Annotated in this window: 20 protein-coding genes; 11 read left to right on the forward strand and 9 right to left on the reverse strand. The window is 60.3% G+C overall.

Annotated elements, in window-relative coordinates; genetic code table 11:
* Together C1722_RS16755 and C1722_RS16760 are read right to left on the reverse strand one after the other, a co-directional pair.
* A partial coding sequence (locus C1722_RS16755) for a hypothetical protein (RefSeq protein WP_425319328.1) occupies positions 1-198 on the reverse strand: 198 nt, incomplete at its 3' end.
* Between the two features lie 366 nt (positions 199-564).
* Positions 565-708, reverse strand: coding sequence for a hypothetical protein (locus C1722_RS16760; RefSeq protein ID WP_180994956.1), 144 nt, complete (start codon positions 706-708; stop codon positions 565-567).
* Between the two features lie 621 nt (positions 709-1329).
* Between C1722_RS16760 and C1722_RS00455 the strand changes: the two genes are divergently transcribed.
* The gene (locus tag C1722_RS00455; protein ID WP_102377518.1) at positions 1330-3183 is read left to right on the forward strand and encodes an FAD-binding protein; all 1854 of its coding nucleotides are present in this window, start codon (positions 1330-1332) and stop codon (positions 3181-3183) included.
* 75 nt (positions 3184-3258) lie between these two features.
* Here C1722_RS00455 and C1722_RS00460 read toward each other — a convergent pair whose 3' ends face one another.
* From C1722_RS00460 to C1722_RS00470, 3 genes are all read right to left on the reverse strand, one after another.
* On the reverse strand, positions 3259-4164 hold the full coding sequence (locus C1722_RS00460; protein WP_102377519.1) for a LysR family transcriptional regulator: 906 nt from the start codon (positions 4162-4164) through the stop codon (positions 3259-3261).
* Positions 4165-4221: 57 nt separating this feature from the next.
* A complete protein-coding gene (locus tag C1722_RS00465; RefSeq protein WP_146040562.1) occupies positions 4222-5760 on the reverse strand; it encodes a LuxR family transcriptional regulator in 1539 nt (512 codons plus the stop codon).
* A gap of 163 nt (positions 5761-5923) precedes the next feature.
* A complete protein-coding gene (locus C1722_RS00470; RefSeq protein WP_102377521.1) occupies positions 5924-7555 on the reverse strand; it encodes an FAD-dependent oxidoreductase in 1632 nt (543 codons plus the stop codon).
* 475 nt (positions 7556-8030) lie between these two features.
* Here C1722_RS00470 and C1722_RS00475 point away from each other — a divergent pair, with 475 nt between their 5' ends.
* On the forward strand, positions 8031-9017 hold the full coding sequence (locus C1722_RS00475; protein ID WP_102377522.1) for a helix-turn-helix transcriptional regulator: 987 nt from the start codon (positions 8031-8033) through the stop codon (positions 9015-9017).
* Here C1722_RS00475 and C1722_RS00480 read toward each other — a convergent pair.
* Positions 8961-9599 (reverse strand): hypothetical protein, encoded by a 639-nt coding sequence (locus C1722_RS00480; protein ID WP_102377523.1) that lies wholly within the window; start codon positions 9597-9599, stop codon positions 8961-8963. The genes C1722_RS00475 and C1722_RS00480 overlap by 57 nt on opposite strands.
* A 795-nt stretch (positions 9600-10394) precedes the next feature.
* Between C1722_RS00480 and C1722_RS00485 the strand changes: the two genes are divergently transcribed.
* The 4 genes from C1722_RS00485 (at position 10395) to C1722_RS00500 (ending at position 15867) form a co-directional block, all read left to right on the forward strand.
* Complete coding sequence (locus tag C1722_RS00485) at positions 10395-11066, forward strand: response regulator transcription factor (RefSeq protein ID WP_102377524.1); 672 nt, start codon at positions 10395-10397, stop codon at positions 11064-11066.
* A 1-nt stretch (position 11067) separates the two neighbouring features.
* The gene (locus tag C1722_RS00490; protein WP_102377525.1) at positions 11068-12120 is read left to right on the forward strand and encodes a sensor histidine kinase; all 1053 of its coding nucleotides are present in this window, start codon (positions 11068-11070) and stop codon (positions 12118-12120) included.
* Positions 12121-12223: 103 nt separating this feature from the next.
* Positions 12224-12907 carry an ABC transporter ATP-binding protein gene (locus C1722_RS00495; protein WP_102377526.1) on the forward strand — a complete coding sequence of 228 codons (684 nt, stop codon included), beginning with the start codon at positions 12224-12226 and terminating at the stop codon, positions 12905-12907.
* Complete coding sequence (locus tag C1722_RS00500; RefSeq protein ID WP_102377527.1) at positions 12904-15867, forward strand: ABC transporter permease; 2964 nt, start codon at positions 12904-12906, stop codon at positions 15865-15867. The genes C1722_RS00495 and C1722_RS00500 overlap by 4 nt, the downstream gene beginning before the upstream one ends.
* 633 nt (positions 15868-16500) lie before the next feature.
* On the opposite strand, the gene C1722_RS00510 is transcribed toward C1722_RS00500, so the two are convergent.
* Positions 16501-17166 carry a hypothetical protein gene (locus tag C1722_RS00510; RefSeq protein WP_146040563.1) on the reverse strand — a complete coding sequence of 222 codons (666 nt, stop codon included), beginning with the start codon at positions 17164-17166 and terminating at the stop codon, positions 16501-16503.
* 1365 nt (positions 17167-18531) lie between these two features.
* On the opposite strand from C1722_RS00510, the gene C1722_RS00520 reads away from it, so the two are divergent.
* Positions 18532-19776, forward strand: coding sequence for a DUF1015 domain-containing protein (locus C1722_RS00520; RefSeq protein ID WP_102377531.1), 1245 nt, complete (start codon positions 18532-18534; stop codon positions 19774-19776).
* A 521-nt stretch (positions 19777-20297) separates the two neighbouring features.
* On the opposite strand, the gene C1722_RS00525 is transcribed toward C1722_RS00520, so the two are convergent.
* Complete coding sequence (locus C1722_RS00525) at positions 20298-22115, reverse strand: elongator complex protein 3 (protein ID WP_102377532.1); 1818 nt, start codon at positions 22113-22115, stop codon at positions 20298-20300.
* 193 nt (positions 22116-22308) lie between these two features.
* Between C1722_RS00525 and C1722_RS00530 the strand changes: the two genes are divergently transcribed.
* From C1722_RS00530 to thrH, 3 genes are all read left to right on the forward strand, one after another.
* Complete coding sequence (locus C1722_RS00530; protein ID WP_146040564.1) at positions 22309-23061, forward strand: hypothetical protein; 753 nt, start codon at positions 22309-22311, stop codon at positions 23059-23061.
* Between the two features lie 272 nt (positions 23062-23333).
* Positions 23334-23819: a hypothetical protein gene (locus C1722_RS00535; RefSeq protein ID WP_102377534.1), complete on the forward strand. Its 486-nt coding sequence runs from the start codon at positions 23334-23336 to the stop codon at positions 23817-23819.
* A gap of 261 nt (positions 23820-24080) precedes the next feature.
* Positions 24081-24683, forward strand: coding sequence for a bifunctional phosphoserine phosphatase/homoserine phosphotransferase ThrH (thrH, locus tag C1722_RS00540; RefSeq protein ID WP_102377535.1), 603 nt, complete (start codon positions 24081-24083; stop codon positions 24681-24683).
* Positions 24684-24834: 151 nt separating this feature from the next.
* Here thrH and C1722_RS00545 read toward each other — a convergent pair whose 3' ends face one another.
* Entirely contained in the window at positions 24835-25566 is a 732-nt protein-coding gene (locus C1722_RS00545) for an amidophosphoribosyltransferase (RefSeq protein WP_244902390.1), read from the reverse strand.
* 57 nt (positions 25567-25623) lie between these two features.
* Between C1722_RS00545 and C1722_RS00550 the strand changes: the two genes are divergently transcribed.
* Positions 25624-26481, forward strand: a complete 858-nt coding sequence (locus C1722_RS00550) for an asparaginase (protein WP_102379469.1) — start codon at positions 25624-25626, stop codon at positions 26479-26481.
* Positions 26482-26947: the final 466 nt, after the last annotated feature.

A 26947-nucleotide genomic window follows, 5' to 3' on the forward strand; every position in this document is an offset into this window, starting at 1 on the left:
CTTGCGTTTGCCGAAACGCTTGACCTTGGTGCGGCTGGGGCTCGTCATGAGCCGCTGCATGACAACGCTGCTCTTTCGGCACTGCAACGTTATCAGTGAGAAGATAAAGGCGATCAGGGGTATGGCAAACCACCAGTCGTCTGCGAGCTGGTGGTACGGCTCCGTGATGAAGCCGAGCGCTTGCGCAGGCCATTCCATTGTGCGAGAGGTCCCTCCTGGTCGGTGTTCGCGCTGCGCGGTGCCAGAGTGTAGTTAAACGCAGCTGCTATGACAGTCGAATGACCATGATAAACCTAGTGTACGGAACCGAGAAGCCCATAATACAAAAGCGAATGACTTATTGAATCGGCGCGGGTTGCTATGTCGGGTAGTGTTATCGGGCTGACGCTATCATCGCGTTGTACGGAGCCTGATCGAGAGGTCGGTATCGAGCTGCTACGGGGAGCGCCGCTCTCTCGGAGTCGAGCGCCGCTCGTTTTGTACGCCAGCACGCCACCGATGGCGGTGGCGTGCGTTTCTCCGACGCAGCTTCCGCGCCGCGGATCATTTCGCTTTTCGATGTCGTCAGGAGTTCATTCTCTCGATGTTCGCGTAAGCCAGCTCTTCGAGCATGCGGTAGAGCGGCTGCACGTCGAATCCCTTGGGGAACTCCAGGGTCTTCGATGCGGTTTGCGTCTCGTGCGCCTGTGACATTGCCGAGTTTGCCATGTCTTTCATCTTGCCTTACAGCGCCATCTTCTCTTCCCCTCTGTTTTTGCTTCGAGAGCGATGAACCTCTTTCCCGGTGCATGGCCGAACGGCTGGCTCCCGCCTTGCCTCCTTACGCGGCGCAACATTCTCAGTGGAATCATTAGAGGATGATTTCACCGGTGCTGCTTGACGGACTATTCGAATATCGAGAATGCATGATGCGCGACCTGCTTCGCGGTTGTCGGGGATGCCGCCTTCGCTATGGCGAGCAGACGCTAGGCACCGCTATTCGATCGCGATTTTCGATGGCTGCCCATCGAATCTGGGTGATGCGAACCCCTATTTTGCGAATAGTCCAAACTGATGCTCGTCGGTACAGGGAGGCGCCCGATGAAGTAATCACAGTCAATAAGGTTGCTCCATGAGATTGTCGGTGTTGGTCAACCGCATTTTCGACAACGAGAAGTTGCCTGCCCGTCAATGCATGCTTGACGGGCGCGGCTCCGCCGCCGTGATACGCTCGAAGAGCCAAAACACGTGAGAGTGTTCAGTGCACCCCGGGGATAGAACAATTGATTGCGGTGCGAGGGTCGGAAGCCCGATTGCCTTGCGCCGGACTTGATCATTGGAGGGAACAGCATGGAAACATCGCGTAAGAAAATCACGGAAGAAAAAACGTCGTCCGCGTTTTCGCGCAGGTCGTTTGTCAAAGGCGGACTCATGGCGAGCGCAGCGGCGCTCGGCGGCGTAGCGCTCGCCGGTTGCGCGGCGCCTGCATCGTCGGAGTCGAAGGGCTCTGAAGGTTCTGCAGAAGGTGCTTCGGCTCCGACTGACGAGATAACGGCGCGGCTCGCCGAGCGCGTCAAGGGCGCCGATCTGCCCGACGCCGCTCCGATCCTGCCCGTCGATCCGCCTGAGGCGTGGGACGACGAGGCCGACGTGGTCGTCGTCGGCGTCGGCGGCGGGGGACTCGTGGCCACGGCGTATCTGGCGCAACAGGGGCTTACGGTGATCGGCATCGAGAAAGAGGGTATCGTCGGCGGGGCGAGCCGCCATGCCTGCACGTTCGCCAATGTGTTCGGCGGCTCGAAAGAGCAGAACGAGATGGAGTTCTCGGTGCCGACGTTCCCGCCCGACGTGCATGCTTTCATGCGCATGTACGAACAGGACAACTCCTATTCGATCGACGAAAAGTACCTGAAGAACATGCTCGAGATGTCGGGCCCTGCGTGCGACTGGATCATGGAGCAGGATGGCATGAACATGGTCTGCCTCGGCCCCATCTGGCACGACAAAGACGTGCATGACGGCAAGCAGAGCGTGGTGCTCGGTATGGACAACCCCACGAACGCAATGGAGGCGGTGGCTCTCGCCGAAGGCGCCGATATCCGCCTGTCGACCAAGTGCGCAAACCTCGTTTCCGACGGAACGCGCGTTCTCGGCGTGGTTGCCGAATCGGGCGGCAAGGAAAGCTTCATTAAAGCGAACAAGGGCGTCATCCTTTCTGCGGGCGGCTTCGGCATGAACCGCGACCTCATCCAGGCGTACCTGCCGAGCGCGTACGAGGGCACGGTGCAGGGCGGCCCCATGCCGTCCCATACCGGAGAGGTGTTCCGCATGGGCCTCGGACTCGGTGCCGACTTCGCGGGATACGATTCGTGGAGCTGCTGGGAGGGCGCCATCGACGAGGAGACTTCGGGTGGCGACGGCCAGTTCTGGCACTACTTCTGGCACGGCGAGCGCCAGCTGTTCCACAACCCGTGGCTCATCATCGACAAGCGCGGCAACCGCCAGCCGTACTTCGCCCAGACCCAAGAGCTCTTCGCGAACCCCGGCGGACAGATGGGCGACTTGAGCAACTGCGCGGCATGGATGTCGGCGGTGGGGCACAAGGTGTACTCCATCTGCGACTCGAACTTCCCCGAAAACGTGTTCGAGAACAACGTGCTCCTGCCCACCCAATCGGACCGCAACCGCATTCCGATCACCGATGCCGATACGCTCATCGACAACGGCGGTCTCGTTTCGGCCGACTGGCTTGCGGAAGTCGAGGATGCGGTCGCGCGCGGTGCGGTCAAGAAGGCCGACACGCTCGAAGAGCTTGCCGAGATGCTGACGCTCGATCCCGCCGTGCTGAAAAAGGCCGTCGAGGAGTACAACGAGATGTGCGCCAAGGGCGTCGACGAGGACATGTCGACCCCGTACGACCCCACGTGGCTCCATCCCGTCCAGGATCCGCCGTTCTACGGCGCGATCGTCGGCGGCCAGATGGCCAAGACCATGTGCGGCCTGCGCACCGACGAGAACCTGCAGGTCATGAGAGAGGACGGCACGCTCATTGACGGCCTGTACGCCAACGCGACTACGGCGGGCGGACTTTCGGGTGAAGCGAACTACGGATGCTTCTGGAATTCGACGGTGTTCGGCGGTGTGGGCACGAGCTGGATCACCGGCTGGATCGCAGCCCAGTGCCTCATCGAAAACGAGGGCTAGCGCACGCCGAGCCCTAAAACCCCTCCCAATGCGGGGCCGTCTCGTCCGAGGCGGCCCCGCCGTGCTTGCGGTGCGTTAGCGGCGCACGCCGTTGCGGATGAACGTGGCGAGCTTTGCGGCTTGGGGCTTCGCGTTCGATTCGCTGTAGGCGAGGCAAAGGGGCAGATCGATCCGATCCTCCGGATGGAATGCCATGAACTCCGATTCGGGGTAGGCCGTCTTCATCGCGGGGTCGAAGGGCTGCAGATGGACTCCGCCTTCGTTGCAGAACACGTTGATGGCATCGTCGTTCAAGGGAACTTCCTGGAAGAGCGGCTCGAATCCGCATTCGCGGCAGCGCGAGATGAACAGGCGGGTGAAGCAGTCGAAATCGAAGGGGCTTCGGATGGGGACGCCCTTGAGATCGGCGAGCTTGACGGGGGCTTTTTCGCAGAAGGAATTCCCTTTGAGCGTGATGACCCTCGTTTCGACCATCGACACGGGAACGAACTTGATGCCGGGGCGCTCGTATTCGCCATGGACGAACCCGATGTCAATGGACCCGTCTGCGAGCGCGTTGAGCGTTGCCGTGTCGGAGAGCTTGTAGGTGGCGATGGTGCAGCCCGGCGTGCGGTTCCTGAACTCGTGCATGAGCCGTATCGGCTCGAGGGCGTCGTTGAAGAACAGGTAGTCGAGCGGAAACGATTTGAACGAGATCGAGATGGTCGTGCGTTCGGTTGATCCCGTGCGGCGCGCATCGAGATACAGATCGACTTCGTCCAGCTCGCGCAGCACGTTATCGGCGTGCTTGAGTATCTCGGTGCCCTCTTCGGTTGGGCTCATCTTGCCGTCGCGGTTGAAGATGTCGAAACCGAGCTCCTGTTCGAGCGAGCGTATCGCCTTCGAGATGGCCTGCTTGGATACATACAGGTCCTCCGAGGCTTTCGCCACGCTTCCGCATCGGGCGACCGATGCGATGTACTTCAGTTGATGCAGCTCCATGTGCGGCTCCCTCTTCCCTTGCAGCGCGTCCGGCCCGTGCGCATGTCGATCAATGCGCTATGCGTTTCCCGGCTTCTTCCCCCCGACTGCCTCTTTGCTCCCTGGCGATTTCAGCTTTATGAACAACTCCTCGCGCGTGGCGACGTTTGTTTTGAGGTAGATCTTGGAGATGTGCGTTTTCACGGTGCTCTGCGAGATGTGCAGCTCTTGGGAGATGAGGCGGATCGTGTAACCGTCCATGAGCAAGGCGAACACCTCCGCTTCGCGCGTTGAGAAGTTGGCCTCGGCCACGATGTCGTCGAAGGCCTCTTCGGTGCGCTCGGGTTGGTGGCGCTCGTCGGCTGCGGGGAGCTCGGCTATGCCCACCGCGAACAGAAGCTCGAGGTCGCGCGGGGTGAATACCGTGAACAGGAGTATGACCGCAACCAGATCGATGCCGAGCGTCAGGTAGTACATCTGCTCGGTTCCGGCGAACAGGGAGGTGTTCACGAGCGCGTGGCCGAAAAAGCCCCCGAGGCACACGGGGAACCCGCAGATGAGCCCGTAGGTTTGCGCGGTCGAGGTATGGAGGCGCCTGATGAGCAGCGCGCTTATGGCGAACACCACGGCGTCGAGCATGTTGCGCAGCGATCCTGTGATCCACGAGAACGCGGGGGAGTGGTAGGAGCCGAGCGTGGTGGCGATGAAGAGGATCACGATGACGGCCATCGCTGCGTAGAACCCCTTCGTCAGGGCGATGAGCTCCTGCTTGGGCGGCGCCACCACGATGAGGACGAACAGAAGGCTCAAGAGCAGCGTGCCGAAGTTGATGAGCTGAAACGACATGGACGAGGCGTCGAGATCCGATGCGGCCAAGCCCTCCTGCTTGGTGAGCACGGCGATGAAGAACACGACGAAGCAGACCATCGAAAGCTTGAGGACGCTCTTCTTCGATATGCCGAGCGCGCTGAACTCGTCGGTCGTCCGGGCGAAGAAGTTTTGGGTGCCGCGGGAGCCTGCGGTTTTCGGCGTGCTTTCCGGAGGCCCTTTCGGGCAGTTGATCCGACGGAGGAAGATCGCAACGATGACCGGCGTGAGCGCAAGCGACAGAAGCGAGAGGATCGACGGCAGCGAGACGGTGACGAAGTAGTAGGCGATGCCGATGATCTTCGAGAGGCCGACGGAGATGAACAGGTCTTTGGCCTTCAGGTTGATGTAGGCGTTGGCGCACGACATCATGAACCATGCCGCCCCGACGCCTGCGAGCCCCGCTCCGACCCAGACGAAGTCGGTGGGTATCCAGCCGACGCCGATCGCGGCGCTGACGGCGATGCTTCCCGAAAGCAAGCAGGCGGCGGCAACGAACGCGCTCGGTCGTTTGAACGAGGCGTCGATCTTTCGGTAGAGGAGCACGCCGAGCAGAATGGCGACGGTCATGAAGAGCGAGAACCAGTACAGATAGGTTTCCAGGCCCGCTGGATTGCCCGAGGATTCGGGGGGAAAGAGCGTAAACGAGGAGGTTTGGACATCGAGCCATCCCCACATGAGACCCAAAGAAAGAAACCCCATGGTCGGCCAGCGCGCTTCCGCGCAATCGAGTGTCCTGTTCGGTATCAATGAACCTCCGAATGCCTTATAGGTCGTATGTTCAGTATTCGAGCATTATACCGCCTTTACGCACCGATCCCTCGGCGGGCACCGTATCGGTGCGTTGCGCCGAGGGAGTCGGTCGGTATGCGATTGCCTTTTCGGTTCGACGGGCGGCTGCTTGCTTGGCGGGCTAGTCGGTGATGCCGCACGCGCGCCAGGCGGCAACGCGTCCGGTCAGAAACGCCCTGCCGACGCTCATGCCCGGCGTCGACATCTTCTGATAGACGCCTCCGAAGAAGTTGCCCGAGTTGTTGCCGGCGGCATAGAGCCCCTCGATCGGCTTGCCGTCTTCGCCGAGCACCTGCATGTCGGCGTTCACTTCAAGCCCGCTCAGCGTGGTGAGCACCGATGCGTGACGCGGGATCGCGTAGAACGGCGCCTTTGCGATCGGCTTCACCTTGTAGCCGAGCTTCCCGAAATCGGGCTCGTAGTCGTAGTCGCCCTCGGCAAGCTCGTTGTAGCGCTTGACGGTTGCGGCGAAGGCGTCGGCGGGAACACCCATCTGCTCGGCGAGATCTTCGATCGTGTCGGCCTTGTACACCCAGCCGTTTTCGACGCCGTCGGGGACGATCGTGGTCCAATCGCCGTACTGGGTCATGCCGGTGCCCATGTTGGGCAGGTCCTCCATGTAGTTGTCGTCGAATATCTGGAAGTGCATCTGGTCGGGTTGGCGCACGTCCTGCGCCCATACTTCATCGTAGCTCACGTCTTCGTTCGAGAAACGCATGCCTTCGGCGTTGACGCGCAAAAACGGGATGGTCGTGCCCTGTAGCGTATGGAACCTCAGGCTCGGGTCGTAGTGGATGTTCGAGCAATGCGGCGAGCGCTGGATCTGGCCACCGGCCCACATGCCCATGAGGATGCCGTCGCCTGTGGTTACATCGGGGCGGGTGTAGGCCGAGTCGAGACCGTCTGCCTGCTGGAGGTATTCGGCGCGCATTTCGGGATTGCACTCGTAGCCGCCTGCCGCCAGGATGACGCCCTTCTTCGCGTTGCAGAGGATGTATTCGCCCGCTTCGGTTTGGCCGATGACGCCCGTGACGCGGCCGCTTTCATCCTGACGCAGCTGGACGGCCGGCGTGTTGTAGCGAACCTCGGTGTTGCCGCGTTCGACCGCGTCGTTCACGAGCTCGGTGGCGAGCGTCATCATGGTGCCCGTGCCGATCATCTCGCCGACGGGGATGAAGGTGGTCTGATACGAGCGGTTCCAATGCTCCGAGGGTGCCACGGGTTCTTCGATGATGAACGGCCCGTACTTCGTCTCGCCGAAGCGCTCGACGATCCAGTCGGCAAGATTGCCGCTGTAGTTGACCCAGTTGCCGAGCACCTCCCACTTGCCGAGGTTGCAGCCGGTCTCGCGGTTCATGTCACCGACGATCTCCCAGCCGTTCACGTCGTAGCCCATATCCTTCTGCATTTTGCTGCCGATGGCGGTGAACACGAAGCCGTGCGAGTAGACGCTCTCGATTTTCTGAAGCACGATGACGCTCGCGCCCTCTTCGGAAGCGGTTGCCGCAGCGACGGCTCCCGCGTTGCCCGCCCCGACGACCACGATGTCGGCTTCGAGCGTTTCGGTGATCTGGTCGTCACTGATAGGCTCCGGCTTCGCCTTGTAGTCCTGGGCTGCCTCAGGTCTCTGCTCGGTGCCGCCGTTCTCGGGCGTGCTCTGCGCGGGCGAAGCGCATCCCGCGAGCCCCGCCAACGCTGCGGCGCCTCCCAGCGCGACGCCGCCCTTGATAAAGCTTCTGCGATCGAGTTCCATGACTGTCTCCCTTCCTTCGTTTGAATCCCTCCCGTCGCTGCTTTTCGATTGCGACGGGGTGGCTTCATGCTAGGGGCGCGGATGGGGGCGCGCATCGTGCAAAGCGTCTAGAAAGCGGATTTGGCGCTCAACTATTCGGACTAGTCCGGGGTAGACGGGCATCCGATCAGGTAAATCGATGCCGAGGCGATATGGCGCGCCCGAGGGTGGGACGGTCTGAAGTACGCGCGAGGCTTGCGGCTACCGAGGCGAGGGCAGCGATAGCTCGAATGCCGTGGTGCCGTCGGCGCTTTCCGCCGTGAGCGTACCGCCGAGATTCTCGGCGCAGGCACGTGCTATGGATAGGCCGGTGCCACGGAAACGGACGGTATGTGTACCATATTAGGGACAGAAATTGCGGAGAGTCCATTATCATGGAAACCTTATCGCTGCAAAACGCGTGCGACTGCAGGTCGCCTGGTCGTAAAGGGGAGTCATGGCCGAAGGACGTCAGAAGCTCAAACTGCTGTACCTAATGAAGATGCTCAACGAGGAAACCGATTCCGCGTGCGGGCTCACCATGTCGCAAATCATCGACAGACTTGAGGATCGGGGGATATCTGCGGAGCGCAAATCGATCTACCGCGACATCGAGACTCTGCGTGATTTCGGCTTGGACGTGCGAACGTACCAGCGAAAGCCGGTCGAGTACGCGGTCGAGGATCGCGACTTCGCCTTTCCGGAGCTGTTACTGCTCGTGGATGCAGTGCAGAGCTCGCGCTTCCTCACGCAGCGCAAGAGTGACGCGCTCGTCCGCAGCGTCAAGAAGCTCGCCTCGGAGCGTCAGCGTAAGCTTCTCGATAAGCGGCTGCATGTGGAAGGCCGCATCAAAACACAGAACGAATCGGTGTTCAACAACGTCGACCGCATTCAGGAGGCGCTCGCTAAACGGCGTAGGGTCTCGTTTTTCTATTTCAAATACGATGCAGCGAAGGAAAAAACCCTACAGCACGGCGGAGAGCGCTATGCTGAGACGCCCGTGCAGCTCGTTTACTCGGATGGGTGCTACTATCTGGTCGCATTCAACGAGAAGCACGACGATTTCGTAAACTACCGTGTGGATCGCATGGACGAGATCGAGGTGCTCGACGAGCCCGCGCAGCGCAACGAGCGGATTGCGAACTTCGATCCGCAGAAGCTCGAGGATCGTGCGTTCGGCATGTACAGCGGCAAGCCGGTTTCGGCCGAGTTTCTGGTTGAGGAAGAGGCTATGAGTGCCGTGATCGACCGGTTCGGCAAAGACGTGCAGTCGGTGCCAACTGGCGAAGGCTGTGCACGCGTGAGCGCCGTCGTGATGAAGAGCCCCGTGTTCTTCGGCTGGCTTGCCCAGTTCGGCGACCGCGTGCGCATCGAGAAGCCCAAATCGCTAGCTTGCGAGTATCGGGACTACCTCGCTCGGATCGTGGAAGCGTACGGGAGGTGACCAAGGGGAAGCGCCTTTGGGCCGTTCGGTCGTGCCGCCAATCGTGAGGGCGAGAAAGCGGGAGTCTTCGATCTGCCGATTTCGCCGGACGGTTCTGATCGCGCACGCGCTTTTGCTGGCAAGCACGCGTAGGCATTCGTCTTCGCCTGCAAGGATTTCAAGCGCGATCGACGAAGCGCACTCGCCTGGGTGGACGGTAAGCCGCTCGGTCTTCGCTCCCACCATGCGCGAAAGAAGCCGGTAGCTTTCCCACTGCGCAACCGAGCCGCCTTCGCTGCCGGCGCTTGCCGCATGGGGGCTTTCGGCCGGACTGCTTGGGATGCCGCTTTGGAGGTATGGCGCATCGGTGTCGATGTCTCCGAAACAGAGCAGTGGCTTGCCGTCGCGCGATGGCATGACGGCGATGTCGCATGTTTCGAGTCTTATGATGATCGGAGCGTCAAGCACCCATTCGCCGATCAGGGTGTTTCGCGCGCACAGGATATCGGCGATGTACGAGCCGGAGAGATCCTTGAGGCGATCGTTCCATTCCTTGATTCTGCAGATGATGGGTGCATGGGTTCCTGCGTTCTTCATGTTCATGCGCTTCCTTATCGTCTGTGGCGTTCGTCGGTCTTTCTCAAGAGGATACAGACAATGGGGAGAGCAGATGTACGAAATCCGGGACAGCTGCCAGAGCTTTTCGAAACGAGCGATCTCACTGTTGCGTTCGATTTCCAAGAACCAGGATGGACGGCCCGCGGCGCTCTGGGTTCGAGGTGAGTTTGGGCTGCCGATATCGGCATGTGCCCGTTGGGGTTTTGGGCGTCGAAGCGCGGGGCTGTCTTTGGGACTGCATGCAAGTACACCGATCGGGCTGATACGCTCCTTAAGCGGGTTTTTCTTCGTTGTGTTGCATTTGGAGCGGAGCTGCTCGCACGCCCGACGCCTCGACCTGCGCCTACGCGAAAACTCGGTCGGCATCGGCTCGCGAAAGTCTGGAAACCTGCCCGAAACGGCCATCAAACGCAACACAATGAGGAAAAACCCGTAGAGAGGGACCGTTCAGCCATCTTGCTGCAACACGGTGCGGAAAAACGTGCATAACGGACGCGTCCGCCTGCGAACCGCTCCTGTCTGCGGACGACGCTAGCCTGCGGGCCTCATCCACCTGCGGGCCTCATCCACCTGCGAGCTGCATCCACCAGCGAACCGCATCGACCTGCGTGCGGCGTCCACCGGCGGTCGGCATCGGCGCGCAAGAACGCCGTGCGCTGCAGGTTGCATGTGCTTCGATATCCGTTTGATGGCTCAAGCGGATCAGACGAGCCGTCGGGTTGGCGCGCACCGAGCGACTAGCGTATCATGCGGTGAGTCGAAACCTGTTGGAGGTAGTGTATGCGCATACTGCTCGTGGAAGACGACGCGGCTATCGTGGCCGCTCTTTCGAACCTGCTTGAGAGCGAGGGGTACGAGGTTGCATCCTCGTCTCGCCAAGACGAGGCGGTGGGTCTGCTCGAATCCTCTTCGTACGATCTTGCCCTGCTCGACGTTTCGCTCGAGCAGGGGAGCGGCTTCGCCGTGTGCGCCGCCGCCCGCGAAAAGGCACCTGCCATGCCCGTCATGTTCCTGACGGCTTCCGATGACGAGTACAGCACCGTCGCCGGCCTCGATATGGGTGCGATTGATTACATCGCTAAGCCGTTTCGGGCGCGCGAGCTGCTCGCCCGCATCAACGCCGCACTGCGCCGTACGCAGGGAACGGCGGCTCAGCTCGTTCTCGGCGATGTCGAAATCGACCCTGTTTCCGCCACCGTGCGCAAACGGGGCAGCGAAATCGTGCTCTCCGCGCTCGAATACCGATTGCTGCTCCTGTTCGCCCAGCATGCGGGCTCGCTCGTCTCGCGGGAGCGCATGCGCAATGCGCTGTGGGACAGCGCTGGCGAGTACGTGAGCGATAACGCCATCAACGTGTACATCAAGCGCCTGCGCGAGCGCATCGAGGACGATCCGTCCGATCCGAAGATCATCGTGACCGTGCGCGGTCTCGGCTATAAGGCGGGAAACTGACATGGGCGCTTTCGTACGAAATCCCGCCCTCGCGCGGCAGACGGCTATCCTCGTTGCGGCACAGGCGATCGTATGCGTCGGAGCCTTTGCCATTGCGGGGGGAGCTGCGGCCGTTGGCGCCGCCATCGCAGGCTTCGTTGCCGTCTTGCTGTTCTGCGTGTTCTCGCTGATGCGCCATCGTGAAATAACGCGGCTTTCCTCCGAGATCGACGAGGTGCTCCATGCGGGGCGCCGTGTCGATCTCACCGATTGCCGCGAGGGCGATGTGGCGGTGCTGCGCAACGAGGTTGCAAAGATGGTCGCGCGTCTTGCCCGCACTGCGGAGTCGCTCGAGCGGGAAAAGAGCGTTCTTGCCGATGCGCTCGCCGACGTATCCCATCAGATACGGACCCCGCTCACGGCGATCGAGCTGATGATTCCCGTGATCGAGCGGTCGAAAAGCGAAGAGGAGCGGGCGCGTTGGCTCCATGAGCTCGAGCGCATGGTGGACCGGGTGTCGTGGCTCGTGACGGCGCTGCTGAAGATGGCGAAACTCGACGCCGGGGCCGTGCGGCTGCAACGTCGCCCTGTCGACGTACCGAGGGCTGTTGAGGCCGCCGTTGACCCGCTTGCCGTCGCGCTCGACATGCGCGGCGTTACCTGCACGGTTGACGCGAGCGGTGCGGAATCGTTCGAGGGCGACGGTGCCTGGACGACCGAAGCGGTCGAGAACATCGTCAAGAACTGCATGGAGCATACGCCCGAGGGCGGCTGCATTGCGGTGACCGTGGAGCAAGACGCCGTCGCCTGCCGTATCCGCATTGCGGATACGGGTCCGGGTATCGCCGAAGAGGATCTTCCCCATATATTCGAGCGCTTCTACCGGGGAGGGGATCGCCTGTCCGGCGAGCTGGGGGAACGCGGCGACGGCGATGCTTTCCGCACGCAGGGTTTCGGTATAGGCCTCTCGCTTGCGCAATCGCTGATATCGGCGCAGGGCGGGTCGCTGCGGGCTGGCAACCTCGATTCGGGCGGAGCTTGCTTCGACATCGTTTTCCCTAAGGTGACGGTGTAGGTTCGCAAGGAGAATTACAATTCCGTAATGCGAGCGTCATGTCCGAGCAAGGCGCTTCTGCGAAGCTTGTTTCGAGCATTCATTGACGAAGAAGGCGGACGCTATGGACATCATCACCGTACAGCATCTCACCAAGGTTTACGGAACGGGGCCAGCGGCGACCCGTGCACTCGACGACGTGTCGTTTTCCATAGCGGAAGGCGAATACGTCGCGATTGTGGGATCTTCGGGTTCGGGCAAATCGACGCTTTTGCATCTTATGGGCGGGGTTGACCGCCCCACATCGGGTACCGTGCTCTTGAACGGAGCTGATGTATACGCGCGCTCCGATGAGGAGCTGGCGGTGTTCCGGCGGCGCGAGGTGGGGTTGGTGTATCAGTTCTACAACCTCATTCCCGTGCTCAACGTGGTGGAGAACATGACGCTTCCCGTTTCGCTCGACGGACGCCCCGTAAACGAAGCGCGACTGGCCTCTTTGCTTGCATCCCTCGGCCTCGAGGGACGGGAGGGGCATCTGCCCAACCAGCTTTCGGGCGGCCAGCAGCAGCGCGTGGCCATCGGGCGGGCGCTCATGAACGCGCCTGCGGTGGTGCTCGCCGACGAGCCGACCGGCAACCTCGACTCGAAGAACAGCCGCGAGATCATGGCGCTTCTGCGTGCGTCGAACAAAGAGATGGGCCAGACGCTTGTGGTCATTACGCACGACGAGGACATCGCGCTTTCGGCCGACCGCATCATCGCGATCGAAGACGGGCGAGTCGCGCGCGATGAGAGGATCAGGCGATGAGTGTGATGACCTCGTTCACGCTGCGTTCCCTCAAGAAGAACCGCGTGCGCACCGTGGTCTCCGTCATCGGCATCGCGTTGTCGTGCGCGCTCATCACGGCGGTGTTCACGAGCGTGACGAGCCTGCAGGCGGGGCTTCTCGAGCGTACGCTTGCAACCGAGGGTTCGTGGCAGGTCGCATCGTCGCAGATTTCCGAGCGAGCCTACGATGATTTTCTACAGAGCGATACCGTGGTCGATATGGCGGTTTCGCGGGAGCTCGGATCGGCGAAGCTGACCAAGGAGGACAGCCGGTTGATGGGCGACTTCGTCGCGGTGAGGACGTATCCCGAAACCGTTAAGGGCACGTTCACCCCCGACGGGGCGCCGCTCACGATAGTCCCCGAACTCGAAGAGGGCCGCTTGCCCGAGTCGTCTGGCGAAATCGTACTGCCCGATTACTGCAAGGGGGTCGTGCTCGGCGAAGGCGTCGCGGATGCGGGCGCGGTATCCGACGGTGCGCTCGAAGTGGGAAGCATGCTCACGCTCAACCTCGGAACGCGTGTGGTCGAAGATGCCAACGGCGGGGGGCAGCGCACGCTCGAAAGCTTCGGGAACGGTTATCTTTCCCCTGAAAACGGGTATCCGAGCGAGGAGGAACTTGTCGATGCGAGCGTGCGGGATTACACAGTTGTGGGTTTCTACGAGCGCCAATCGAATTTCGGGGGGAGTGATTTTACGGCATCTTCGTCTTCGATCGTTGCCTTGACGAGCGCGGACGCATCGAGCGAGGGGATCATCGGCGTGTATTTCACTGTTCGGGGCCTTTCGAGCTCTGCCGAGATTCAAGCGTTCGCGAACGGTCTGACAGCCGAAGACCATTCTTTTCTCATGTACCATGCAAATCTGTTCCGCTATCAGGGTATCGCCGACGGGCGCCCCATCGAGGGCACGCTCTGGATGATCGCGATCGTGCTGACCATCGTGATCGTTGTGGCGTCGGTTTCGCTCATCTACAACTCGTTCGCCATTTCTGTGGCCGATCGAACGAGGCAATTCGGACTGCTCTCGTCTATAGGAGCCTCGAAAAAGCAATTGCGGCGCTCTGTTCTGTTCGAGGCGTTCTTCCTCGGGTTGATCGGCGTACCCGTTGGCGTGCTTGCGGGCATCGGTGGCGTCGCGGTGGTGTTCGCACTCACACAGGATGCGTTTGCGGCGCTCTTGGGCACGGGGGGAACGGTGTCGCTTTCCGTCGATCCGCTAGTGCTTGCAGTGGTCGTGCTGCTTTCGGTTGCAACGCTGCTCGCAAGCGCATGGATTCCCGCACGTAGAGCGGGCAAGGTATCGGCCGTCGACGCCATCAGGCAGGCGCAGGATGTGAAGGTGTCGAAGCGTTCCATGCGCCGAATGCGGGCGGCAGGCGGGAGTGCGGCGAAGCGCGGAAACGGCGTGCCCGCAGGCGTATCGGGGCTTGCCGGGAAGCTGTTCGGCGCCCCGGGGTTCATAGCTCACCGCAATCTTTCACGGGCGAGCTCGCGCGGACGAACGGTGGTGGTGTCGCTCGCCGTGAGCGTGGCACTCATCGTGGTGGCGGGAAGCGTGGCGCTGTACCTGACGCCTATAGCCGACCGCGCCGAGAGCAAGGACGCGGCGGGGAGCGGAGCGGACGTTATCGTGTCGGGATCTGCTCCTGAAATGGCGGAGCTGAACGGCTTTTCGAACGATCTCGATGAATTTCGGGCGAAAGCCGAAAAGCTTGGCGGCATCGAGTTCTTGAGTTCGTATCGCCAAGGTCAGGCGGAGACGGTCATTCCCGCCGACATGATTTCGGAGGACGGCCGCGTGGTGGGTGCCGATCTCGATGAGCAGCGGAATTCGCCTTGGGTTCCCTCGAGCTTCGGGAGCGACGGCAACTACATCGGCGATCTTACCGTTTTCTACCTCGACGGTACATCATGGGCCGATCTGGTGCGCAGCCTCGGGCTCGATGTGGCGGAGTATACCGACCCCGAAAACCCTCGGGCTATCGGGCTCAATCGCTACCAGGGCATTTTCGGCGACGATTCGTATGCCGATGTGAAGCCGTTGGCGCAAACCGGCTCGATCGACCTGTATGCGATCGATTACAACCTTGAGGATGATACGGGTTCGTGGGGTTCGACGGGGCTGCAGGAAGATGCGGACGGAAACCTTGTCGTGGGGTACGTGAACCAGTACAGCGATGGGGTGCCGGAAACGATGGAAAAGCCGCTCGAGGACGTGTCGAGGAAGACGACCGTCGAAGTGGGCGCATTGACCGACGAGGTGCCCGCATCGGTCAATTCGGGAAGCGCATCGATCCACTTCCCCGTGATTCTTTTGCCGGAAAGCGTTGCGGGCAGCACTGCCGGCGCAACGAGCCCGAGCGGCGACAGGAGCGTGTTCGACTTCTATTGGACGAATTTCTCCTTCAAGGCGGAGGACCATGCGGATGCAGCCGAGGCGCTTGAGGGGTTGGCAAGCGATTCCGAGCTGCTCGATTTCAGGGTGTTCGATGTGGCCGAATCGGCTCGCCAAAACCGCCTCATCGCGCAAGCGGTGCAGCTGTTCATCTCCTGCTTCGCGGTTATCATGCTGCTCATATCGGTAGCGAACGTGTTCAATACGTTGACGAACAGCATCATTCTGCGCACGCGAGAGTTCGCGATGCTGAAATCGGTGGGCATGGGGGACAAGGCGTTCTCGCGCATGCTCGTGTACGAATGTGCGAGCTATGCGGTGCGCGGCTTGGTGATAGGGCTTGTGGTAGCGGTGGGGGCGACGTATTTGCTCTACCGTGCTTCGAGCATATCGTTTACGGGGCTCGTGTTCGGCCTGCCGTGGGCCTACGTGGGGCTTGCCGTGGCCGTTGTGCTGGTCGTGCTTGCTTTGAGCGTCGTGTTCGCGCTGCGCAGAAGCCATGCGTCGAACGTCGTGGACGCGCTGAGGGCCGATGCGGTGTGAGGGAGGAGCCTTCTCCGTAGCTCCTCCCCGCGTGGATCATCTCGGCGGAACTCTATAAATACCCGTGCCGCAAGTCGTCCACCGATGAGCACCGTGTTTTGATGTACGGGCGTATTTCTGGAACCTCCAGTATCAACAGCCTTGCAAATGCCGGAGACAAGCTGTTGTTTATGCCGAGGGGCTGCCCATTTCTCGCCTTGAAACGCCTCCTTCGGGTTTCCTCGATAATCCATTGGATCGAGGTCCTTCGTTGCAGTGAGGCTTCTCGCTTGGCAAGATTCACTATGAAGTGCCACGCTTCTGGATTCCTTCTGATCCAGTGGAAAGCCCTTTGCATCTGCGGGTTGTTCCTCCAGAACGGGGGTATCGATTGCGACGAATGTATGGTCTTGCTAACGGCTATGTACATAGCTTGTTCTCCTTTGTGATGGGTGTTGGCCAATTGCTGGTATGTTTATCACGAGGAGCGCAGCTGGTATCACAACGTATTCGTGTGGTACACTTCGTTATGCTCAAAGGGGCTGTGCTCCTGAGTTCGTGGTTGTCTCTGTTGCAGCGGGGGCAACCACTTTTTTACTGGTGGGTCCATTGATCCTCCTTTGCGCTTCGTCGTTTTTGCGTCGCCACTGGGCATTAGGCTTTCATTGTTATTTCGAAATTTGCATCAGGGGATACAGAGTAAATAGCTTTCAGTCTGGAGGGAATTTTTTCAGCGGGGAAAGCGGAGTCGAATGTCACGTGTATTGTTCTTTCGGTTGTCGCTTGATCCGATGGCGGGATAGCTTTCTGTGCTGTTGGAGCGTTCTCGGGAGTATCGCTCCTCTGTTCCATCCCTTTTGGTTCAAAAGCTTTTTCGCTAGCATAAGGTTGCTCCGGGTTGGCCTCTTCTTCGAGCATCAGGAAAAACCGAACAGTTTTTTTTGCGCCAGCTTGGCCAAATTTTCCGTATTTTTGGAGGAGCTTTGCCTTATCGTCGGTGCTTAAATCGCTGTTTTTGAGAAACGAGAGAGATTCTCTTGGAAAAATCCCATTAATGATGAGTTGGCAAGCATTGGGATATGTTTCGTCGTTTACCCATTGTTTGCCAATTGCTGTAAGCTTACCGTCGTCGTCAATCAATCCAAAATATTTTTTTAAATGGACGATGGTGTTTAGCGCTGCATCTCGAGATTTGACGCTCTTGAATTTCTCCAAGATGCTGTCTACCGTTATTTTGAGGGAGCAGTCGTTTTGAAGCTGTTGACGAGCTTCTTTCCAGACGCTCTTCGGAAGAGTTAATGATGTCATCGGTGCTTTCAATCGGGCTTCCTCCTTTTTGAGCACTTCGATCGTTATCCGGTCACTTCCGTTCACTCCTCCAATAATATACGAGGAGGTTGGGGAGCGCAATCCCTCGCTGTAAAGAAGTTCGGCCGGCGAGACGGTCTATTCAGCGAGGTGCTGCGTATGGTGATCTGGGGGAGGGCGCACGGTTGAGGCTGAGAAGTGAATTGGGCTTTTTGAAATCGACCTTTCCTATGGAAAGGTCGATGGTTCTGTTGTCTATCAGGAGAAATATTTTGATTAGCGAGAGGATCCGGCGGTGTCTAAGCATTCTTTCGAATGCAGCACATCGCCTCTTGGAAGATGTTGAGAAATGCCTATGAGCGCAAAAGGGTGATCGGGCATGGCGAGGTTGTGTCGGAGTCGTCGGCATGTGCTAAGGCCGTCCCTCAATCGTGGGAATACGTAGATATGGCTGTGTGGGTCCACCAATCGGCCGCCTGGACGCTGATGGCGGCCGGCCGATGATGCCCTGCGAGAAGGCGGGCGGGACCGCTGGTTTCCACGTCTCTTTGGGCTTGCTGTCGAATTCAAAACGGGGAGAGCCATGGCTCAATTGACTCCGTTGTTGACCGCTGCGGTGGGATGTCTGTATCCCAACTGGCCTTGCCTTATTCCAGTTCGGAGCCGATCGACTCGTTTTCACCCTCTGGTCTATGTGAAGTCGCTCGCGGATCTCTCGTTGCTTGCGAACTGCCCCGATAGACGCTCTCGGTGCTGAACCGTTTTCGGAAGCGTATTAATATCGAGGTAGGGTAGAGCCACATGGTTGGTGGCACAGGAAAAGCGGCGTCTCTCCCGAAGGACGTTGTGGACGAGATTGTGCAAGTGCGCCGCCGTAGCTTTTCGCGAATCGGGCTGACTGCTATTTACGGCGGTGGGTTCGAGGGCTTTTGCGGGGGTTGTTGGCGAGTGGTGTAAAGTGGGCTACGGAGGGCAAATTGATTGCCCTCTGGTGATCCTCGGGGTTCATATGCTGCAAAGTATGTTGATGGCGTCGATCGGATTGAGGCATGCCAACTCTTATCTACAGCGTAACCGAGCTTATTTCGCTGGATAGCAGTGGGTATTCTCGGCTGTGTTTCTAACTGGCTGGCAGAACCTTGCCTGTATGATGAATGGGGGTTGTCACAGGGACGGATACTTGAGTCTAGTACATCTATAGTCGCTGTCTAGCACTTCTTTTGCCTTGCGTTATGTGCTTTGTGCGATGCGCATAAATAGGTTTCGGCGCATCTCCTAGTGAGATAGAGGGGCGTTTCGCCGAATGCTCGCGGCTTCGGTGCGCTTCTGCGCTACCCTGTAAACCAGCTGTGAAACCGATGAGCGAGGATGGCGCGCATGGCCGACGTGGTTCCCTTTTCCTGTATTCGCCCCCACGAGGATCGGGCGAGTGAAGTAGCTTCGCTTCCCTACGATGTATTCAGCCTCGATGAGGCACGATCCGAAATCGAGCGGCATCCTCACTCGTTTCTCAGGATCGACCTTGCTGAGGCGACGCTGCCCGATTCGGTGGAAAAGCACGACGAGGCCATTTACGCACGGGCGAAGGCGCTGCTCGACGAATCCATCGCGGACGGCACGTACGTCGAGGACGACGAGCCGAGCTATTATCTCTATCGCCTGCGTGCAGCCGATGGCCGTTCGCAGACCGGCGTTGTCGGATGCGCCTCGATCGACGATTACGAGAGCGGCGTTATCAAGAAGCACGAGAAAACCCGTGCTGACAAGGAGATCGACCGCATTCGCCACGTCGATACGTGCGGTGCGCAGACGGGTCCCATCTTCTTGGCGTTTCGCTCCGACGGCGCGGTAGAAGCGGTGATCGACCGCGTTGAGTCGCAGCCGTCCCTGTATGATTTCGAGGCGGATGACGGTGTGCGCCACACGGTGTGGCGTGTGGACGATCCCGCCGACACCGAGACGATTCGGCGGACGTTCGAGCAGACCTCTGCCCTCTACATTGCCGACGGGCATCATCGTGCGGCTTCTGCCGTGAAAGCGGGGCTGCTGCGTCGAGAAGCCGCCCGTGCTGCGGGTGTTGGGGGGCCGCTCGAATCCGACCATTTCCTCTCCGTAATCTTTCCGAGCGAGCAGTTGACCATTCTCGATTACAACCGCGTGGTCGCCGACTTGAACGGACTTGCTCTGGACGAGTTCCTCGAGCGGGTTGGGGAGCGCTTCGATGTGGGGGAAGCGAGCGAGCATCCGTGCAAGCCCGCACGCAAGGGGTGCTACGGCATGTACGTGGGCGGCGTTTGGTATCCGCTTGCAATCAAAGAAGCCTATCGTTCGGATGATCCCGTAGCCGGTCTCGACGTGGCGCTTCTGCAGGATAACCTGCTCGGCCCCGTGCTCGGCATCGGAGACCCCCGCACCGATAAGCGCATCGACTTCGTGGGCGGCATCCGCGGGCTCGACGAGCTTGCTCGGCGGGTCGATATGGGCATGGCGGTGGCGTTCGCGCTGCATCCGACCTCGATCGACGAGCTGTTCGCCGTTGCCGACGCGGGGCTTCTCATGCCGCCGAAATCGACCTGGTTCGAGCCGAAGCTCAGAAGCGGGCTGTTCATCCACCGGATATAGGGAACCTTGCCAGGCCTCTTCTGATTCGGCAGCTGGCCGCAGAGCGGATCGTCGGCCTTCGTCGCGTCGATGCTTCGCATGGGGATTCGGCTGGCGCGATAAGGCGGAACGGCGGACGCTGTTTTATTGATAATGAGTTTTTGCATGAAAGGAGCTTCCGTGTGGCGGCGAAGGCCCGTTTTGCGAAAATAACGACGCCCGGAAATCGAAAAACCGCTGACTCCGTAAAACGTGATCTGGGCTTTCTCGGAACAACTTTGCGGCCGTAGACCTCTAGAGCCACTCAGGTTTCGCAAAACGAGCCTTCGCCGCCAATTTTGGGCGAAATATGGGAAAAACCTCGAAACCGAACAGTTCACAGGTCGCCTTCGGAGCTTCATGCTTGAGCAGGGGAACGCCTCTTTAGATTGTCCCTCGCTGCTATTCTGCGACGGTCTCGGCGCGAACGGCGGGTTCGGGATTCGCGAGGCAATTGTCGAGGGGCGGCACCTCTGTTCGATGCCGCTCTGTTTTCGGGGTTTTTAGTCGAGTGCTCGTTGCTGGTAGAGTCCGTTATCGGTGAAGCCCAGGCTGCGGTAGTACTCGCGGGTGCCGACCGAGCTGATGACGTTGACGCTTCGGTAGCCTGCTTCCTTCGCCATGTTGCAGGCTCGCTCGACGAGCTGCCTGCCGAGTCCCAGGTGCTGCGCCCCGTCGCCCGATTTGTGCAGGCCGGCAACCTTGCCGTACACGTGCACCTCCCTGATCATTGCCTCGCCCGGTTTGACGGGTAGCTCGGGGCGTTCGGCGACGGCGCTCCGATCGGGAAGGGAGAGCCGCAAGAACCCCGCGATCCTGCCGTCGGGAGCGATCCACTGGAGGAAGTGCTCGCGTGCGACGGTGGTGTCGTAGGTGATGATGTCGAGCGTCAGATCGTCGACGGCGGGCTCGTCGGTGCTGATCTCGCGGTAGCGTATTTCTCCTATGGGCACCTTCTCCTCGTCGGCTTTGCGCTCGACCATCTGGCGGAGGTTGACCTTCTTGTTCCCCGCGACGATGTCGTGCGCCGAGATGTCGCGGATCATGCGGGATATGCGCACGAACGGGGGCGTGGCTGCCGCGTCAGCCACGAGCACGTCGAGCAGCTCCTCTTCGGTGTACGGGCGCCACGTGCCGCGCTTATAGTGCTCGCAGAGGCCTGTTCCCGCCACGAGTGCGCACGGGTAGAGCTTCACCTCGTCGGGTAGGTACGCGCCTTCGGTGACCAGGTGTTTGTAGTCGCGCTTGTCCGCATCGACGGTGGATCCGTAGAGGTTCGCCATGAAGTGCACGTGGATCTTGAATCCGAACAGGCGGAGCAGCTCGAAGGCCGTCTGAATCTCCCGCGTGCCGATGGCGCGATCGTTCATCGCAAGGATGCGCTCGTCGAGGCTCTGGATGCCCATCTGGACCTTGGTGCAGCCGAGCTGCCTGATCAGCGTGAGGTTGCCGACGGATAGGGTGTCGGGTCGGGTTTCGATGACCAGCCCGACCGCGCGGTGTTGGGCTTTCTCGTTTGCCGTTTGCTGCAAAGCGAGTTTCTCGAGGCCGGTGTTTTGTCTGGCGGAAACGCTCATCCAGCCCTCGTTTTCCCCGTAAAGCTGGCGCATCGCCTGATTGTAGCTGAGCGAGCCGCTTGCGATCGCCTGTTGCTTTTCGGCGACGAATTCGATGAGGTCGTCCTTGCGGTTGCTCAGCCCCGCTGTTTCGTAGAACCGCCTCCGCTCCTTCGCGCTCTCTTCTGCGCCGTCGGGTTCGCCGGCTTCGTTGAGCGCTCGGAACAGCTCCTTGACGAACCAGATCTGGTAGCCTTCGGGGTAATCGGACCACGTGCCTCCAAGCACGATCAGTTCAACTTTGTCGGTGACGTGCCCCATGTGCGTCAGCGCGCGCAATCGCGAAACCACCTGCAGGTAAGGATCGAAGTAGTTGCGCTCGGCACGCTGGCAGGCGGGTTCGTCAGCCAGGTAGCTCTTGGGCATGCGCAGATCGTTGGGGCAGTACAGGCAGTTGCTTGCACAGGGCCACGGCTTCGTGATGACGGTAATGGTGGCCACGCCCGACGCGGTGCGTCGCGGCTTCACCTGAAGCGTTCGGATGAGCTTCTTTTCCGTTTCGTCGTCGACGTTCCAGCTTTTCCACCGTGCGTGGTCAAACTCTTTGACTTTGAGGTAGTACGGCAGCAACCGTTTTTTCGCGTAGTGGCGTTGGTCGCCCGTGCGATTGCGGTTGTGTTTGCGTACTATCGACTCGACTAAGGTTGCGTCAAGGCGATCGGCGGTTGCGAGCTCTGCGAGTATTTCCAGAATGATGTCGTCCATGCTATAGGGCATTCTATAATAAGGGCGGCCAATCCGCTTCCGAATCGAACGGCGATGTTTGTTGCATATCGAAACAGCTGAAAAACTCCGCGCCCTTACGAGCGACTTCTATCGCGTTCAGTGCGACTCGTTTTCCGCAACGAGGCAGGCGCCCTGGAACGGGTGGAAGCGATGCCTCGACGAGATAAGGCGTTTGGGTGAGCTGGGCGCTGCCGAGGACGGGATCGGGAAAGGAGCGCGCGATGCAGGCGCATCCGGGGAGAGCCGGACCCTTTCGGTGTTCGATCTCGCATGCGGAAACCTGCGGTTTGAGGCGTTCCTCGCTTCCGCGCTGCCCGAAACCGCGGTGTCGGTGTACGCGGTCGATAACTGCGATAGTCTCGTGTCGGACGCCGCGCTTGCGGAATACGCGCCTGATGGCGGCCTCGACGATACGCAAGACAGCCAGAGCGAACCGCTTGCGCGGCCGCGGGTTGCGTATCAAAACCTCGACGTGCTCGATGTGCTTGCGGCTGGCGGCGTCATCGGCGATTGCCTGCAAGCCCCCATGTGCGACCTCAGCGTATCGTTCGGGTTCATGCATCATGTTCCCCTGCCCGACCATCGCCATGCCGTGCTCGATGCGCTTGTCGACCAGACGCGTTCGGGAGGCTTGGCGATCGTGTCTTTGTGGCAGTTCATGGAGAACGAGAGGCTGGCCGAGAAGGCACGGGCCACGCGCGAACGCGCGCTGCTCGAGCTCGGTCTGCCGGAATTGGATGCAGGCGATTTTCTGCTCGGATGGAAAAACGTTCCGGGCGCATACCGCTACTGCCATAGTTTTTCGGAAAGCGAGATCGACGATCTGGTTTCTGCGGTGCGGGCGAGAGCGACCCTTGTTTCCCGATTCAAGGCCGATGGTCGAACCGACGACCTCAATACCTATCTCGTCTTCGAAGCGAAATAGCCGCCTGCGTCAAGTTGCCGCATTGCGGCGACGAACCTGCCGCATGTGCTTTTGCGAACCTGGTCGTCTTTTGGATGGCATTGGTTGCGGGTGCGCGGAGGCGATTCGCGCGAGTTTCGTTCGACGCCCCTGTCTCGCCAGTCGTTTTCCTGCTCGCGATGGCGGCTGCTTTTCCGTGTAAACCGTTGGGAAAACAACGGAATCGTTTATGCGTTCGCGCTATAGTCGAAGGAATCGGTAGGAAGCGGCTATTCAAGCGGACGGAGCAAGCGATGAAGAAAACGGAATTGGCTGTACCGCGGCAACGGCGGCGAGCTGTTTTCTCTGCGTTCGTCGTTTTGGCGGTCATTTTGTGTGCAGCGCTTCTTACTGCATGCTCGTATGCGGAGGCCACTGTGGGGCAGGCGGGGTTCCGGGGGTCGCAGCAGGCGGGCGATTCCGCTCTGCCCGATCTTGATGGTGAGTACGCCTACGTGCTTGCCAGGGTCCTCTCGAAAGACGCCGAGGAGAACAGCATCGAAATCGAGGTTGCCCCATGGAACGACGATCGCCCCTTCAGCAAGGGGAAGCTTGTTGCAGGCGATACCGGTTCGGTGTCGTGTTCCGAGCTCGTGTTCTTTCCGGCGGGTATCGGCGATGGATCGACGGTGGTCGTGTGCTGCTTGAGCGCGGATGCCGATGCGTTCCCCCTGACCGCCTGCACGATAGAGAAGCTCGAGCTGTTCGAGGAGCGAGTCGATCGGTGGGCTACCTCGTGATGCACCCATCCTGTACCCGTCTGCAAGCGGCGGGGCGGCTGCTATGTGCTTGCGGAATCGCGAAAGGGCTGTGCGCTTGATTCGGATGCCGAGTGAGGCGCGACGCGGCTCGCCTGCTTTTCGCCCCGATCGTCCGGGCTCATTGTGACATGCGGTCTTCGGGGCTTTCGATGGCGACTTTTACCCATCTGGTCGAAGCGAGTTGACAAGCGCGCGCCCAACTGGAAAAATCGCTGGGACGGCTATAAGGAGGGAATTCCCATGAACGTAGTTTGCCTCGATTTAGAGGGCGTGCTCGTCCCCGAGATCTGGATCGCATTTGCCGAGGAGAGCGGCATCCCCGAGTTGAAGCGCACCACGCGCGACGAACCGGACTACGGCAAGCTCATGGAGTACCGCCTCGGCATCCTGCGAGAGCGCGGGCTCGGACTCAAAGAGATTCAGGAAACCATCGCGAAGATCGATCCCATGCCCGGCGCGAAGGCGTTTCTCGACGAGCTGCGCGCCTATACGCAGGTGATCATCATCAGCGATACCTTCGAGCAGTTTGCCAAGCCGCTCATGGAGAAGCTCGGATGGCCGACGATCTTCTGCAACACGCTCGAGGTTGCCGCGGACGGCGAGATCACGGGGTTTCGGATGCGCTGCCCCGAATCCAAGCTCACCACGGTGCGCGCTCTGCAATCGTGCGGGTTCGAAACCGTTGCCGCGGGCGACAGCTTCAACGACCTTGGTATGATCAAGGCGAGCAAGGCGGGATTTCTGTTCAAGAGCCCCGATTCCATCAAGGCCGACAACCCCGACCTTCCCGCATTCGACGAATACGGAGAGCTCATGGCGGCTATTAGGGAAGCGGTGGACTAGGCGCCCCTCGTCTGTGTGCGCGCGTTTCGCAAAGCTCGCACTCATCCGCGTAAATCAAAAGCGGCTCACGTTGTGGGAGCCGCTTTTTACGTCTTAAGGCGGTGCGCGGGGCGGAGCGGTGCCCGAGCGGGCGTCGCGGTTCCCCGGGTATCTATTCCTTGCCCGTCCAGCAGTAGGTGCATACTTTCTCGGGATCGATGCCGATGGCTTCGAGCATGCCGTCAAGCGATTGGAACCCGAGCGAATCGAAGCCCATTTCCTCGCAGATGGCCGAGAGCATGCATTTGCCCCGTTCGGTCGAGCTGTCGGCGTACTCGTCGAGATGGTTCTGGCCTTCGTCGCCCTCGAGCTGCTGGACTACGCGGCGGGCCAAGAGCTCCATTTCCGATTTGCTGCTCGAGAAGCTCAGATACTTGCAGCTGAACATGATGGGCGGGCAGGCCGAGCGCATATGCACTTCGGCGGCTCCCGCACCGTACAGGAAGTCGATGGTCTCGCGCAGCTGCGTGCCGCGCACGATGGAATCGTCCACGAACAAGAGCTTTTTGCCGTTGATCAGCTCGGGAACGGGTACCTGCTTCATCTTTGCCACGCGGTTGCGCACCTCTTGGTTGGAGGGCATGAACGAACGGGCCCATGTGGGCGTGTACTTGATGAACGGGCGGGCGAAAGGAATCTGGCATTCGGTCGAATAGCCGATGGCGTGCGGAACTCCGGAATCGGGCACGCCCGCTACGTAGTCGACCTGCGGCACGCCGCCGGCCGCCGCTTCGCCGCGCGCCATGATGGCACCGTTTCTGTAGCGCACGACCTCGACGCTGTCACCCTCGTAGTTCGAGTTGGGATAGCCGTAGTACGTCCAGAGAAACGCGCATATCTTCATCTCGTCGCCGGCGGGCGNCAGCTCGGCGATCTGTGCGAGCTCGGTTTCGTGCAGCTCATGAACATCGACAGCACGAACATGCGACCTGCCGACTGGATGCGCATACGCGCTGCGATCGTTGACGCCTACGACGCCTACGACGGGTTCGTCGTGCTGCACGGCACCGATACGATGGCCTATACGGCGGCGGCCCTTTCCTACCTTATCCAGAACAGCCCCAAGCCCATCGTGCTTACCGGGTCGCAGCAACCTATGGCGAGCCCGTTTACCGATGCCAAGCTCAATCTGTACCAGAGCGTTCTCTTCGCCGCCGACGATCGCTCGTGCGATGTGTCGGTGGTGTTCGGGGGAGCGGTGGTTGCGGGAACGCGGGCGCGCAAGCAGCGTACGATGAGCTTCAACGCGTTCATGAGCGTCAACTTCCCCGAGATAGCGCTCATCAGGAACGACCGCATCGTGCGTGCGGGGGCTCCGGCAACGTGCGCGGGCGCCGGCGGCGCACCGATCGTGTACGATCGGTTGAACGAGCGCGTGTTCGTGCTCAAGCTCACGCCCGAGATGAATCCGAGCATCTTCGATCTGCTCAAGAGCGATTACGACGCCATCATACTCGAGACGTTCGGCATAGGGGGCATACCCGACTACGGCGACTACCGTCGTGCGATCTTCGGGTGGGTGGATTCGGGCAGGACGCTCGTGGTGACCACGCAGGTGCCCGAGGAAGGCTGCGACCTCGGCGTGTACGAAGTCGGGCGCGCGTACGCCGATCATTGCGGCATCCTCAAGGGCGCCGATATGACCACCGAGGCCCTTGTGGCGAAAACCATGTGGGCGCTCGGGCAGACGAGCGATCCCGACGAGGTGAAAAAGCTGTTCTACCGCGTGGTGAACCACGATCGGATGATGGTGGGCTAGCGTTCGAGGCTGTTTGCGGGCCGCGGCAGGTGCCAACGGCGCTCCGCGGCGTTCTTCCGTGCCGAACGCCGCTTGTGCAAGGACGCTTGCGGAACGCTTTCGGGCGATTTCGTGACGATGATCGCGGGGGCGCTCTATGCGATAGAATTACCCCGTTGCTTATTCGATGTGCCGTGCGGGGCTGCGCTTTCTGCGCGATCGGCACGACGATTCCGATTCTTTACGCATGATACGGGAGGAACCAATGGCGATGATATCGGTTGCACCGAAATCGGCTTCAGATGCCCGGGTATCCGAATATCTGAACAGGCACGCACGTCGTGTCGAGACGTGCCCCCCGGGTACCTGCCCGCTTGTCGTGCAGCTTTCGCTGCTCAGGGCGAGCGGGGCGCAAACGTGCGGGAAGTGCGTGCCGTGCCGCGACGGGATCCCGCGCCTGGCGGNGCACCGTTTCTGTAGCGCACGA

The organism is Raoultibacter timonensis (assembly GCF_900240215.1).
GTDB lineage: Bacteria > Actinomycetota > Coriobacteriia > Coriobacteriales > Eggerthellaceae > Raoultibacter > Raoultibacter timonensis.